At 46.6% G+C, this 13,657-nt stretch carries 12 protein-coding genes and 4 tRNA genes; 7 read left to right on the top strand and 9 right to left on the bottom strand.

The features are described from left to right. Positions 1-8 precede the first annotated feature (8 nt). Positions 9-506, top strand: a complete 498-nt coding sequence (locus H569_RS0113645) for a 4Fe-4S dicluster domain-containing protein (protein ID WP_027365450.1) — start codon at positions 9-11, stop codon at positions 504-506. 108 nt (positions 507-614) lie between these two features. Here H569_RS0113645 and H569_RS0113640 read toward each other — a convergent pair whose 3' ends face one another. The 5 genes from H569_RS0113640 to H569_RS20410 all read right to left on the bottom strand — a co-directional run bounded on the left by H569_RS0113640 (position 615) and on the right by H569_RS20410 (position 6,881). Beyond that, on the bottom strand, positions 615-797 hold the full coding sequence (locus tag H569_RS0113640) for a hypothetical protein (protein ID WP_027365449.1): 183 nt from the start codon (positions 795-797) through the stop codon (positions 615-617). Positions 798-821: 24 nt separating this feature from the next. Further along, positions 822-3,935, bottom strand: coding sequence for an efflux RND transporter permease subunit (locus H569_RS0113635; RefSeq protein WP_027365448.1), 3,114 nt, complete (start codon positions 3,933-3,935; stop codon positions 822-824). Between the two features lie 147 nt (positions 3,936-4,082). Next, positions 4,083-4,331, bottom strand: coding sequence for a hypothetical protein (locus H569_RS0113630; RefSeq protein ID WP_027365447.1), 249 nt, complete (start codon positions 4,329-4,331; stop codon positions 4,083-4,085). Between the two features lie 135 nt (positions 4,332-4,466). Then, entirely contained in the window at positions 4,467-5,147 is a 681-nt protein-coding gene (locus H569_RS22910; RefSeq protein WP_034630708.1) for a hypothetical protein, read from the bottom strand. Between the two features lie 132 nt (positions 5,148-5,279). Then, positions 5,280-6,881, bottom strand: a complete 1,602-nt coding sequence (locus H569_RS20410; RefSeq protein WP_051273660.1) for an ABC transporter substrate-binding protein — start codon at positions 6,879-6,881, stop codon at positions 5,280-5,282. A gap of 184 nt (positions 6,882-7,065) precedes the next feature. Here H569_RS20410 and H569_RS0113615 point away from each other — a divergent pair, with 184 nt between their 5' ends. After that, entirely contained in the window at positions 7,066-7,941 is an 876-nt protein-coding gene (locus tag H569_RS0113615; protein WP_456072956.1) for a TIM barrel protein, read from the top strand. A gap of 190 nt (positions 7,942-8,131) precedes the next feature. Here H569_RS0113615 and H569_RS0113610 read toward each other — a convergent pair whose 3' ends face one another. Next, complete coding sequence (locus H569_RS0113610; RefSeq protein ID WP_027365445.1) at positions 8,132-8,605, bottom strand: general stress protein; 474 nt, start codon at positions 8,603-8,605, stop codon at positions 8,132-8,134. 305 nt (positions 8,606-8,910) lie between these two features. Between H569_RS0113610 and speE the strand changes: the two genes are divergently transcribed. The 5 genes from speE (at position 8,911) to H569_RS0113580 (ending at position 10,943) form a co-directional block, all read left to right on the top strand. Then, positions 8,911-9,741 carry a polyamine aminopropyltransferase gene (gene speE / locus H569_RS0113605; RefSeq protein ID WP_027365444.1) on the top strand — a complete coding sequence of 277 codons (831 nt, stop codon included), beginning with the start codon at positions 8,911-8,913 and terminating at the stop codon, positions 9,739-9,741. 272 nt (positions 9,742-10,013) lie between these two features. Then, positions 10,014-10,090, top strand: a tRNA-Asp gene (locus H569_RS0113600). A 4-nt stretch (positions 10,091-10,094) separates the two neighbouring features. After that, positions 10,095-10,170: transfer RNA gene (locus H569_RS0113595), tRNA-Phe, on the top strand. 16 nt (positions 10,171-10,186) lie between these two features. Next, positions 10,187-10,261, top strand: a tRNA-Gly gene (locus H569_RS0113590). Between the two features lie 607 nt (positions 10,262-10,868). After that, a tRNA-Cys gene (locus H569_RS0113580) sits at positions 10,869-10,943 on the top strand. Here the strand turns inward: H569_RS0113580 and H569_RS21900 are convergent. From H569_RS21900 to H569_RS0113565, 3 genes are all read right to left on the bottom strand, one after another. Beyond that, positions 10,922-12,655 (bottom strand): recombinase family protein, encoded by a 1,734-nt coding sequence (locus H569_RS21900; RefSeq protein ID WP_027365442.1) that lies wholly within the window; start codon positions 12,653-12,655, stop codon positions 10,922-10,924. The two genes, H569_RS0113580 and H569_RS21900, sit on opposite strands and share 22 nt — an antisense overlap. A 95-nt stretch (positions 12,656-12,750) precedes the next feature. Beyond that, on the bottom strand, positions 12,751-13,173 hold the full coding sequence (locus tag H569_RS0113570) for an ImmA/IrrE family metallo-endopeptidase (RefSeq protein WP_051273659.1): 423 nt from the start codon (positions 13,171-13,173) through the stop codon (positions 12,751-12,753). A 92-nt stretch (positions 13,174-13,265) separates the two neighbouring features. Next, on the bottom strand, positions 13,266-13,583 hold the full coding sequence (locus H569_RS0113565; protein WP_027365440.1) for a hypothetical protein: 318 nt from the start codon (positions 13,581-13,583) through the stop codon (positions 13,266-13,268). Between the last annotated feature and the right edge of the window lie 74 nt (positions 13,584-13,657).

Genomic DNA, 13,657 nt, shown 5'->3' with positions numbered 1-13,657 from the left:
GGATATTAATGCATAAAGAATTATTGATCAGGCATGACCGGTGTCTTGGCTGCCGCTCCTGCGAACTGGCCTGTGCCGCGGCCCACAGTAAAGCTGGTAACTTAATTAAAGCTATGCTTGCAGGCGAAAGGCTGCTCGGCAGAATCTTCGTCAGTCAGGTTCGGGATAAAAAGGTGCCGCTGAACTGCCGTCACTGTGAAGACGCTCCCTGTATCGACGCCTGCATAACCGGTGCGATGCACCGTGACTCGTCCGGGGTTGTGACCAATGATGGTGGAAGCGGCAAGTGTACCGGGTGTTGGATGTGTGTAATGGTTTGCCCTTACGGGGTTATTCACAGCGACCTGATGGAGCGTAAGGCCGTGAAGTGTGACCGGGCCTGCCTTAATGATGGGGGCGTGCCTGCCTGTGTTTCGGCCTGCCCCACCGGGGCCTTGTTGTTTGCTCATCCGGGAGAGTTGAGTGATGAAAAGAGAAAGGAATTTATAAGTCAGTTGACGGACTGAAAGGCGGACTAAAAATTGAAATAGCGAAAGCCGGCATGTTTCCCGTGCCGGCTTTCGCTATCTAAGAATAACTATAAGTGCTGAATGAATGCAATCTGAGTTAATGTGTTAACGGTTTTCCAATGGCTCTGACTTAACCGTGGGTCTGAACATATCCAGAATGCCTAAAAGAATGTGTGCAAGACCAAAGCCAAGCAAGCCAGCTCCCCAAAGACCGCCAAGGTACCAGCCAATTAGCGCAACTATTACGCCCAAACCGGCAACAACCCAGCTGGTAGTGTTACCTTGCAACTATACCGCCTCCTATTCATGGATTTAGGTATATTTTTTGCTGATTTCTTGCTTTTTATACCTTAATTTTTTAATATCCTCTACAATTGAATAGGCAACCGGTACAACCAGCGGGGTTAGAAGGGTAGAGGTAATCAACCCGCCAATCAGTGCTATGGCCATACTCTGGCGCAGTTCGCTCCCAGCCGCCAGGGCCAGGGCTGTTGGGGTGACTCCCGCGATCATGGTCAGGGCCGTCATGACGATGGGCCGGAGCCTGGTGGTCCCTGCTTCCACCAGCGCTTCGCGCAGGGTAAGCCCTTTTTTTTGCAAAGTATTGGTATAATCGATGAGCAGGGTGCCGCTTTTGGCCGCCAGCCCGTCCAGCATGACCAGTCCAATTAAACTCATCAGATTAAAGGTTTGCCCGGTTAAGAACAAAGCCCATAACGCCCCGATCATGCCGCACGGAAGCGACAACAGGCGTAAAACCGGGGTTAGGAAAGATTCATACAGTATTACCAGGATCATATAAACCAGAAGAATGGAAAGAGCGAGCACCATAAATAAATCTCTAAAGGATTCCTCCATATCCTTGCGGCTGCCAAAGTATTCCACATGGTACCCTGCCGGAATACTCAATCCGGCTATACGCTTGTCGATATCTCCGGTGATGTCACCCAGTGGCCTGTCCTTGATGTTGGCAGAGATAGTGATCAGCCGCTGTTTGTTCTGGTGGTTGATCACAGTGGGCCCGCTGCCCAGTTCGACATCAGCCAGGGTTTGCACGGGGTAATTTTCGCCCCGTGAATTAGCCACCGTAATTTGGCGCACCGAGTTAATGTCCTGCAAACCGGTTTGGTTCAGCCTGACCCTGATATCAAGGTCGTTATTTCCGCTGTCTAATTGACCGGCCGTTTCTCCAGTTACCGCCGCCCTGAGGGTGCGGGCAATTTCACCGGCGGACAGGCCGCAGGCCGCCGTCCTTTCCCGGTCTACTTGAACCTGTAATTCAGGCTCACCTGCCGGTTTCCAGGTTGACCGGACATCCACCGCCCCTGGTGTGGTTTTAACTATTTGCTCAATTTGCCCGGCCAGCCCGGCCAGCTTATCCTGGTTGGGACCTGTTATTTCCAGCTGAATTGGGGCTCCCTGTTCGCCTGCTCCCACCACCTGCTCCTCTGTTACCACCATTTTCACTCCCGGATAGTCCTCTTTCCAGGAGCGTACCTCGCCGGTCAGATCCCAAACAGAACGCTTGCGCTCCGTCTTGTCCACCAGCATGACATCTATCTCACCCAGGTGGGATCCCGTGCCGCCAAAAATTGACCGGCCTCCCCCCACCCGGCTATAGGTGTTTTCGACTTCAGGCAGCGTGCCCAGTCTTGTTTCCAACGCGGTCACAATTTTTTCGGTTCGTTCCAGGGAACTCCCCGAAGGAAGTTCAACCTCCACAGTAAAGCGGTTCTGGTCGGGAGTAGTCATAAATTCAGAGCCGATCATGTGGGTTGGTATTAAGGCTGCCGTAATCATCAATGCCAGCAGCAAGCCTCCCATTACTATTCTGCGGTGGCCCAGTGACCAGAGCAAAGAATTTTTATAGATTAATAACATCCTGTTAAAAAAGACATCAAAGCGTTTTAGCAAAGCAACTCTTTCTTTATCTTTTATTTCGGCTGTTTTCGCCTTCTTCTTATCCAGGTGTGCTGAAAGCATAGGGGTCATGGTAAAAGAGACAAAGAGAGAAAATAATGCTGCACAGACTACGGTAAGTCCGAATTGGCGAAAAAACTGCCCCACGATACCGTTTAAAAATGCTATGGGCAGAAAGACAACGACATCCTGAGCGGTGATGGCAATGGCGGCCATCCCAATTTCCATTCGGCCGTCTATTGCTGCCGTCACCGGATCCTTGCCCATGGACCGGTGCCGGTGGATGTTCTCCAGCACAACGATACTGTCGTCCACCAGTATGCCCACACACAGGGTGAGTCCCATCAGGGATAACAGGTTAAAGGAAAAGCCTGCCAGGTACATCATCAGGAAAGTGCTGATTATGGAAGTGGGTATGGCCAGCATTACGGTGAAGACAGACCGCCAGCGCCGTAGGAACAAAGCCAGCACAAGCCCGCACATCAAAACTCCTTCCACCAGGGTGCGAACCGTCTCGTTTAGGGAATCCTTGATAAAAGTGGCGCTGTTTTGGGCCAGGATTAATTTGGTCCCGCCGGGGAGCAGCGAATTGAGTGTCTTTAATTCCTCTTCAATACGGGATGCGGTTTCAACAGTACTGGCGTCGCTTTGCTTTTGAATCGTAATACCCACGGCTTCCCGTCCATTTAGATGAAACTTGTGGGTAATGTCGGCGTTGCCCTCGGTAATTGTCCCTAACTCGCCGAGTTTTACAGTGCCTCCCCTAATGGGAATGTTCAAATTGGCAAGCTCACTGAGGTTGTTAAACTCGCCCAGCAGGCGAACGGTAAATTGGGTATCCGTGGAAAAATGAAGAGTGCCGGCAGGTATATTTACGTTTTCCATACCGATGCGCTCAATTATGTAATTGATGGAGAGCCCGTAATTATCTAGCTTCCCGCGGTCAAGCAGTACCTGAACCTCCCGCTCGCGGCCGCCCAGTATTTCAACCCGGCCAACGCCCTGCAACGACTCGAGGCGCTGCTTAACGCTATCTTCAGCAATCCTATTTAACTCATCAAGTGGGCGGTTACCTGAAAGAACCAGTGTCATAATGGGTTGTTCATTGAAGTTATATTTCCTGATTACCGGCGTTTCGGCTCCGTCCGGCAGTTTGTTGGCTGCCTCATCTATCGCTTTTTGCACATCCGAAACTGCGCCGTCCGCATCCGTGGACATGCTGAATTCCAGCACCATTAAAGCCAGGCCCTCGGATGCCGTGGCAATGTTTTGCTTTAAGCCGGTTACCGGAGCCACTGCTTCCTCCAGCGGTTTTAAAACTTGTTTCTCAATTTCCTCAGCGCCGGCACCGGGGTAATAGGTAACTACGGTTATATAGGGGATATTGGTTTTGGGAAAAAGGTCCGAACTCAATTTTGTATATCCGGTCAGGCCCAGGACAACAAAAAATAAAATGATCATGGTCATAGCCGCCGGCTTTTTTATGGCCAGTTCTGTTATGCGCACGTTAAATCACCCCGGGAATTAATTCGCCGGGGCGATTAAAAAACCTTTTTCATGGTAACCGCATCAATAAGCATCAACCCGGTTGATAACGCCGGGCTATCGTTGGGGACATTCCCCGAAGGGGTGTGTCCCCAATATTTAATTTGATTAAGAAATCTTTTGCATGCTGTCAGCTTGTACCTGCTTATGGCGTTTAACGTTGGCTTCTTCAGCGTAATCGCTCGAGATAAGATATAGATTCACCCACAGATCGTGTTCATTGTTTTTCCCGTCCAGCTCATTGGCCAGCACTTTAAATTTTTTTTGCACACGATCTTTAAAAGATGAAAACTCCACAAGTAAGTCAACTACTTCGCGCTGGCTGTAAGATGCCCCTTCTTTGAGCATTTTGGCCAACCCACCTCACCCCCCAGTGCTGAATTATTTACCATATTATAAAATATGTGGTAAAAAATGTTAAGGGGGTTTTGGTGTCCAATCTAATAGAAAAATGTTGATAAAAGCCCCTTGCGGGGCTTTCAATTGAGCAGTTTAAAACATGGCGCTGCTGTAAGAGGCAAACTGGTTGTTCCAATTGTTCAGGTTATTATTTAAGTTGCCCATATTCTGATTCATCCGGTTGGCCAATGCCTGCTGAGCCATCTGGCTGATTTGCTGGTTCTGGGCATAGCTATTGGCATCCTGGTTCCTGAACTGATTGTTGTAGCCCTGGGTGTAACTCTGACCGGTTGCAAGCTGGCTGCTAAAGGGCTGGCTATAGGAATAGCCCATTTGGGTGGGAGAGTAATAGCCGCTGGTGTATTGACTTGTCCCAAAATTTTGCATCGGGGTGCTCCATGATTGATTTGGCTGGTACTGTGTTAAACCCCACATACCAGTTGTCGTGGTCGGTGTAAAATGAGTGCCGAAAGTACCGTATTGCTGGCCGTAGGTGCCGTAACCGCTGCCCTGCTGGAACATGTTCTGTCCGATGCTTTGGGTGACCTGCTGTGCTGCACTGCTGACAGCGTTCAAATCGTTGCTGATTTGGTTGCAAATTTGCTGAATGCGCTGCAGTTGCTGGGTGGCATTAACTTCATGCTGCTGCAAAGCCCGTAATTGGTTGGCATTGCTTTGCTCGAATTGCTGCAGCTGAGAAGTCATTTGAGAAATATTGTTCACTTCCTGGCGTAGTCTCTGGACTTGCTGTTGCAGTTGATAAATTTGATCCATTTAATTACCTCCTTGGATTAATTTGTTTGAGATGCACAGGCATATTATGTAACTAAAACAGCTTGAATATTTGCGGTATTTAATGGAAACTGTTAAATCTGCAAACCCAGGACTAGACTGTATTTGAGCTTATTATTTTGGTTTTTCGCTGTTGATAGTTATTTTATAAAAAGAATCCCATCCGGTCGGACTTAGAACGAATCCACCTATCCGGGATGACGCTGCCGCGTGATATTGGCTGTGAGCAAGCGCAATCAGCGGGCTGTCCCGGTTAATGGTTTCCTGCGCCCGCCCGTATAACTCCCTCCTTATTTCCTGATCGGTAGTGTTTCTGGCGCTGGCCAGTAATGTATCCAGCTGGGGGTTTTGATAGTGAGTAATATTCATTCCGCCTTCAATTTGACTGCCGGCCAAGAGCGTATAGAGAAAATTGTCCGGGTCGCCATTATCACTGGTCCACCCGAATAGGAAGGCATCGCCTTCTCTCCTTGTTAGAGACATTTTAAAATCTTCCCAGGGATAGGCGATTATTTGTACTTTGATTTTGGCTTCCGCCAGTGATTGGGCTATTTTTTCCGCCAGTGCCTTGCCTCCTCCGGGGCAATAAGGGCGCGAGTCGGTAAAAGTGACCAGGGTAAAGGATATTCCGTTATCATAACCGGCCCCTTTTAACAGGCTGACGGCTTTTTGCGGGTCAAAGGACATAACGTCCCCGGCTGCGTTGAATCCAGGCACTGTTGGCGGTAGGGGGGCAAGGGCCGGGCGTACTTCATTAAACCACAGTTCATTGAAAATGGTCTTTTTATTGATAGATAGGGCTACGGCATTTCGCAGCTGGGTGCGGTTAAAAGGTTTTTTATCGGTGTAAAAGCCAAGATAACACATATCCAGTCCGGTGGCACGGAAAACCGGATATCCTTTTAACTTCAGATCTGCAGTTTTGGCGAAATCAAGGTCGAGAGCAACATCAGCCCGGCCGTCAAGCAGCATTTTAATTCTTTTGTTAAGATCCTGCTCGGTTAAAAAAAGTATTTCTCCGGCCTCCGGGGGCGTGTCCCAATAATTTTCATTAGCCTTTAATAAAATGCCGTCGCCAATTTTCCCGGCCGGCAAAAATGGGCCGGTCCCGGCCGGTGTGCTATGACCGCCCGGCTTAAATTTTTTGATGCTTTCAGGGCTGATCATTGGCGCAGCCATTGGTATGGCCAGGTTGTTAATAAGCGGAGCATACGGGTATTTTAAATGCAATTTTACTGTATAGCTATCTGCAACCTCAACGTTGTCTATGGGGGCAACAACAAAGTCAGCATAAGTTGTTGCTTTGTCAGTTGATTGATTTATCATTCTGTTGATATTCTCCTGCACTGCATTGGCATCAAAGGGGGCGCCGTCATGAAAATAAACGTTTTTTCGCAGATGAAACGTCCAGGTTAGGCCGTCGCCGGACACTTCCCAGGAACTTGCCAGGCAGGGCTCAACCAGGGCGGTTCCCGGTTTAAAGCGCGTTAGCCCCTCAAAGATATTAGTTATGATGCGGGCCGAGCCTGTATCCGATGCATCTGCCGGGTTAAGCGAGCTAACCGGGTATTTTTGTACCACTGTGACTCTGCTGCCGGCCGGGGCTGTATTTGCCTGTGTCAGGATATTAACAACTCCGGGGCCCTGGTTACGGAATGTAATAATCATTGCCAGGCTGAAAAAAAATATTAAAATTGTGGCTGTTAGTCTTGACATTAAAAGCTACCTCCCGATTTATGTGCTTATTAATAACAATAATAACAAATACTGTAAATTAATACATTCTCCTGCCCGGGTTTAAAAAAATATCTGGCGGGGACATGCTAAAATAAAGGATTTATACTGGCTATGTTGAAAAACTGCTGAAAGCTATTGGGATTTTAAGAATTATCGGGAGGTAGTGATATTGCAGGTACGGTTCGGCCCTGCGGGGAACTCCGATTCATTTTATGCGGCAGGTTTTAAATCGTCTTTAGATATGCCCGGCTGGTTGGCCCAAATGGGGTTAAACGCTTATGAATACCAGTGCGTCAGGGGGGTGCATATAAAGGAAGAAACAGCCCGAAAGTTGGGGGAAGCGGCGTCAAGGCACGGCCTGGCTCTGAGTATTCACGGACCATATTATATTAGCCTTGCTACAACCGATGAAGGTATTAAGGAGAAAACCAAAAAACACTTTTTGGATTCAATACGGGCTGCCCGGTGGATGGGTGCCGGGGTAGTTGTTTTTCACCCCGGTGGCAGTTCTGGAAAAGACCGGGCTGGTAATCTAAAAAGGGCCGGGGACTACCTGGTGGAGCTGCTTAAAATTGCAGAAGCCGAGGGGCTTGGGGAAGTCAAGGTGGCACCGGAAACCATGGGTAAGCCTTCTCAACTGGGGAATTTGGAAGAAGTTTTAGAGCTTTGCACCTTGAATGATAAAATTATTCCTGCTATAGATTTTGGCCACCTGCATGCTGCAGGGGCAGGCGCGCTGGGGACCGAGGAAAAGTTTGCGGAGGTGCTGGACAGAATTGAAGAGGTGCTTGGAAAACAGTCAGTAAAAAACCTACATATCCATTTTAGCCCGATCGAGTATACTAAAGCCGGTGAACGTAAACACCGGACAACATTGGATGACGGCTATGGGCCGGATTTTACCTTTCTAGCCAGGCAAATTAAAAAGCGGGGGATGTCTCCCACGGTGATTTGCGAGTCTTCCGGACGCCAGGCTGAAGACGCATTGGTTTATCGTAAAATTTATGAAAAAGTTTCGGGTAGACCAACATGCCGCTAACGCGGCACCATCAGAGGATGAAAAGGGGGTGTAGGGGCGGACCACCTTGTCCGCCCGCCCCTGTGTCAGTTGTTAGTCACCTGGGATATTCCATGAAGATTTTTCAGGATATGTTACAATCCCGGTGCCAGAAAACCTAAAAGCACCCCCTTGGGGTGCTTTTAATATTGCTCATAAGTGTGGTATTTGACTAGTGTACTTCCACGTCCTGGGCTCCGTGCCGTCTTAGCGTGTCGGCGGCATCGTTGATTCTGCCGTCGTCGGTTTTAACGGAGGCCAGGATCCTGCCCTGTTTTACTTTGTCCTCGTAGTATTTGCTGCGGTCCTGAGGAATGCCATAGTCAACCAGGCCGCCGGCAATGCCACCTGTTGCCGCTCCGGACAGAAGTCCGGCTATGGGACCTGCCGCTATCAGTGGCCCAATGCCCGGAATAGCCAATGCGCCCGCACCAACGGCAAGGCCGGCAAGGCCGCCCAGGATCCCACCGGTGGCTGTTCCGTCGCTGATATTATCATTTTCCATGGTGGTATACTGATTCTTTTGACGGTTTTCTTCATCTCGCGCCAGTATTGAAATATCTTTGTCAAATCCTTTTTGACGCAGTTCTCCAACCGCTCTTTCGGCTTGATCCCGGTTAGAGAAAGTGCTTATAACTGTTTTCATATTTTGAAAACCTCCTTGGATCGTGTAATTCTTACTTAATTTTTCACCATATTGCCCAGTCTATACGGGTGATAAAAAAATAATTTGCCTCGGATCAACAATATTGTTAATTTTTCATCAGGTTGATATAATATTACTTGTTCTTTGGCAAGCTAAGTTGTGAATGCTGTATTTTAAAGCTTTTTTTGAGTGAAAGTGTATAGATGAGCCAAAAAAGTGGCCCTGGTGGAGCACAAGGAGATAACGTTGCCTTTGCATTACCGCAGCGCCCATTTTTTTCAGGTATAAGTAAAGGAGGGGTTGCAGTGGAATTATGGTTCACTGAAGACCAAACCAAGGATGTAAGGATCAGCTGCCGGGTTAAAAAAGTGCTGTTTAGCGGCAGATCGCAATTTCAGGAAGTGGCTGTTTATGATACCGATGAATATGGCCGCCTGCTGGCGCTGGATAATATTATCCAAACAAATATCAGGGACGAGTTTATTTACCACGAGTCGCTTACGCATGTTGGCCTGAATACTCATCCAAATCCCCAAAAAGTGCTTTTAATCGGTGGCGGAGACGGTGGTTCTGTAAGGGAAATTGTAAAACATAAGGATATAGAAAAGATTGTTCATGTGGAAATTGACCAAATGGTAATTGATGTGGCCAAGGAGTTTTTCCCCGAATTAAGCAGCGGGTTTAGTGACCCACGGGTAGAAATAATCGTGGATGACGGTATCAAGCATGTTAAGGAACATAAGAATACTTACGATGTAATCATGGTAGACTCGCCTGATCCCATTGGACCCGCGGTAGGTCTTTACGGTGATGATTTTTATCGTAATGTTGCCGGGGCACTAAAGGAAGATGGCCTGTTAGTAGCCCAAACCGAGTCGCCGTTCTTTAACCGCGACTTAATATCCCGGGTAAATGCCACCATGAAGAGCATTTTTCCAATCGTTAGAATGTTCCTGGGTATTGTTCCGACTTATCCCGGTGGTGCCTGGACCTTTACTGTGGGCTCTAAAAAATATGATCCGCTTGAAGTGGACACGGACAAGCTGCCCAATCTAAATACAAAATGGTATTCGCCGGAGATGCACCGCTCGGTGTTTGTTCTGCCGCCATTTTTCCGTGAGTTGATAAGAGAGTAACTATTTAGGGGTTTTGCAGGGGTTTATGATGCTTTATAATAAATAACAGTATTAAGCATTGTAGCTAGTTTACGGGCCTGTGATGGCTGTCAGTGGGTGCGCGTGGTATATGTGATGTTACCGGGCGCGCCCATATATTTAAATCTTGAGTAAAAAGATTTTCAAAGGCCAAAAATTTCATTTGACATCAAAGCAAATCTTTTGTATACTTATCATTGTCAGCGGGCACGGGGCATGAAAAACCTGGTTCGCGAGGATGAAAAACATAATGCGGAGCTGTGGTGTAGCGGTCTAACATGCCGGCCTGTCACGCCGGAGATCGCGGGTTCGATTCCCGTCAGCTCCGCCAAAATGCCACGGTAGCTCAGTCGGTAGAGCAGAGGACTGAAAATCCTCGTGTCGGCGGTTCGATTCCGTCCCGTGGCACCAGGTAAGTTAAATATATGCGGAAGTAGCTCAGTGGTAGAGCATCGCCTTGCCAAGGCGAGGGCCGCGGGTTCGAATCCCGTCTTCCGCTCCAGTAGAAAATCAGGTGAGGTAATAATCACCTGATTTTTTATTTAAAAAATTATTACCATTAATGGATGACATTTCCTATCTTGTTGGTATAAGCTATTAATAATCAAATGATTGGGGTGTCTTTAATTTGGAAAAAACAATTAAATTTTTAACCAATTTTATAAATAACGTGCATGATTTAATTCTTCAAGTAACAAAACTCTTCAATTTTCATTTAACTGACAAGAACCTGCACTTTTGGGTCATCGGGTTAATCGGTATGCTTGTTTTTCTTTTTATTGACATACTTTTTAAAACCATATCCAAGTGGAGTGTCTCGATAATTTCTTTTATATATACTTTTACTGTTTTGCTAACGCTCGTTTTTGCCCTGGAAATTGAGCAGAAGATAACGGGTAGGGGCTCTATGGAGTTTTCCGATATAGTATCGGGGTTATGGGGTTTTATTGTATTATTTGGTGTGTATTTATTATGCAAAATCGTCATTGGTTTGGTTAGAAAGCTTATTTAGCCATAGTTAATTAATACTTCAATGCCAGCAATTACTCTTGACTGGACTGTGTCAATTTGCTATTATATTAAGTGCGCACGACAAACTTTAACAATATGGCGACATAGCCAAGTGGTAAGGCAGAGGACTGCAAATCCTTCATCCCCCGGTTCAAATCCGGGTGTCGCCTCCATTCAATATACTAACTGGCAATCCATTAGGGTTGCCAGTTTGTATTTTTGTGGTCCTGAATGGATCTGCAAAGAAGTTAATATAAGCCTGGTTTGTTTCGGGGTCTAATTCAATGCTATGAATAAAGGCGCGAATAAAATCGCGTTTTTCTTTATTAGTCCCATTTTCTATGATTTGATGAATGTTATGAATGCGATCTAATATGATTTTTTCATCAAGCTTTTTAATTTGTGGTTGTTCTTTTTCCAATTCGACTAGCTGTTTTTCCAGATTTTCTTTTTGATCAGCGAGAGCTTCCATTTCGGCAAGTAATAGGGACTTGCTTTTTGTACCGGCTTCTTTTATAGTTGCCATTAGTTCCCGGGTTTCTCTTATGTTTTTTTCTATTTCTTTTTCTATGTGTTGCCGGGCCTTTTGGATATCCATATATTCTTCTTCCATGAACGAATTTACTTGGTTAACCAATTCTTTAACTTTATCTTCGGAAAATCTTCTGATAATGGCTTTAAAAACAGTTTGTTCAAACTGCTTATCTATCCATAAAGGTTTATTACAACCAGTTGGTCCGTAGTTTTTATAGCTTGCGCAAAGGTACCATTTATACCCGTTTCCTTCCGCACTAACAATATTACCACCGCAAGCCAAACAGCGGAAGAATGGTTCGCCCAGGGCGTTGGGTCCGGATAACAGCCAAGGGCTGTTTACTGTTTTAGGGTTATTCGCTCCCTTACCTTTTCGTTTTTGTACTTCCGGTCCTTTCACTTTTTGCAATTCCTCCATTTCATCCTGGGTGATAATTACCGGGTGGGCATTTTTAACAATAATCCATTCCTCCGGGTCTTTCCATTTTTGCCCGGTTCCCCGCAGATCCTTTCCCGTCCGGTTCCAATACGCGATCCCTGTGTATTCACCTTCCAGGGCACGGAGACATATTTCTCTTGCGGAACTGGCGTTCCATAAACCACCTCTTGGAGAAGGAATCCCTTGGGTATTAAGCCAGTCGCGGATCATCTTCCAGGTCCAGCCGCGTTCCATCCAAAATTCCAACACAATTTCTCTGACTATATCCTTTTTTTCTTCGTCAACTTCCCATAAAAGTTTTACAATTTCTTTACCACGGTGGTCTCTACCCCTTGAGACTCGTACATTTTTATAACCGTATGCAGCGGGACCGCCATTTTTGTAGCAATATCCTGTTACCGGGTCTTGTTGAGCTACATTTTCCCTCATTCCTTTGCGGGTATGATATGCAATTTCTACTGACATGGCTTCATTTTTAGTAATACTAATGCCGTCCATCCATACGCCGTGGACAGTTCTGGTATCATAGTTTGGTTCACTAACCGCGTGCAACCGAACGCCGGCCTTACGTAATTCTTCTTCGTAAACAATGCGGGTATATCGGGATCGGGCAAAACGGCTTTTCTCGTCAACGATAAATAGGGATACCCTGCGGTCAGTCTTGGCATATTCGATTAGCTCAAGGAAAGCTTTTTCTTCGTCTAAGCCCCGGTATGCGGAATGGTCGAAGTAGGCTTCCTTAACTATAATAACATTGTTTTCTTCGGCCCATTTATGGATGTTGTTTTTTTGAGCGTCCAGGGATACTCCGCGGCGGCGTTGGTCTTCGCTGCTAACTCGACCCAGGGCGACACCATAGCGCATTTTTTTGCTTTGGCCTTTGGAATTATCGTTAGTACGGAAATTAAACATATTGTCGATTATCCTCCAGGTGTAAGTGGTATTCATGCACACAGGATAAAAATTGGACTTTTCTTGTGAACCTCCGGCCTCGTACCGGAAGAGGTTCACTTGATTACTTTATAACGTATCATTTCTTTTGGAAGCCCGACCCTGGCTGCAAAGTGTTCCAGGGACTCATCGGATTCCGGCTCTTCACCCCAGGTGAGCAGTTCCACGGTAAACCTGTTAGCCTCGTATTCAGCCCGGGATTCCATAAAGGTGTTCTCCGCCATAAAGAAATATCCCATTCCCCGCGGGGATAATTGCCGGTGACCCAATTCGTGGGCTAAAACAACCCGCTTCAGCCATTCCGGGAGTTTTGAGTTGAGGACAATAGTTATATTTCCGGCTATTTCAAATATTAAACCTTTAATACGGCGAAAGGGGAATTCGTCCACATCAATGCCCATGGCCCGGGCCAGGCGGTAGGGGTCTTTGGTTTCATGTTTATTAATTAATTGCTGGACAGATTGTTTAATATAATCCAAAAGAATCACCTGCTTGTCCGTAAAAAGGTGTCGAAAAATGTCTAAATGCAAAAATAAAACTAAAACCCACTACACCCAATAGTAGCAGGTTTCTAAATCAAGGCCGTTCTTTCGCTTTCAGGCCAGTCCAGGTAAATGTAGTCGCGACAGGCGGGGCAAATGAATTCGTCATGCCAGACAATATCCCATGGCGCATTGGGATCATCTAATAAATCTGCAAGCACAAGGACGGTGCCGCATTTTGGACATGTGGGATCAATATAAAAAGGTTTGTTATGCGGTCGCGGCATGGCTGGGCTTTCTGGTTGTACGCTTTTTACCAGTCTTTCCAGGTACCTTTTGGCCCTTGCTACGCTTTGTTCCGGAATCCTGTCAATTAATCTGTGGAGTTCTTCTTTGGGTATGCTCATTAAAAATTACCCCTTCCCCTTTTCTCGTTTTTTCTTTTCCCGTTCCCACTTTACCTTCAAATAAGTAAGGATAT

Origin of the sequence: Desulfotruncus alcoholivorax DSM 16058 (assembly GCF_000430885.1) — a bacterium.
GTDB lineage: Bacteria > Bacillota > Desulfotomaculia > Desulfotomaculales > Desulfallaceae > Desulfotruncus > Desulfotruncus alcoholivorax.
This window is presented reverse-complemented; position numbering and strand designations above follow the sequence as displayed.

Coding starts and splice junctions, on each gene's coding strand:
- H569_RS0113565 (WP_027365440.1), bottom strand. CDS start 13,583: ATGAGCATACCCAAAGAAGAACTCCACAGATTAATTGACAGGATTCCG.
- H569_RS22910 (WP_034630708.1), bottom strand. CDS start 5,147: ATGGATCAAATTTATCAACTGCAACAGCAAGTCCAGAGACTACGCCAG.
- H569_RS20410 (WP_051273660.1), bottom strand. CDS start 6,881: ATGTCAAGACTAACAGCCACAATTTTAATATTTTTTTTCAGCCTGGCA.
- H569_RS0113645 (WP_027365450.1), top strand. CDS start 9: ATGCATAAAGAATTATTGATCAGGCATGACCGGTGTCTTGGCTGCCGC.
- H569_RS21900 (WP_027365442.1), bottom strand. CDS start 12,655: ATGTTTAATTTCCGTACTAACGATAATTCCAAAGGCCAAAGCAAAAAA.
- H569_RS0113610 (WP_027365445.1), bottom strand. CDS start 8,605: ATGAAAACAGTTATAAGCACTTTCTCTAACCGGGATCAAGCCGAAAGA.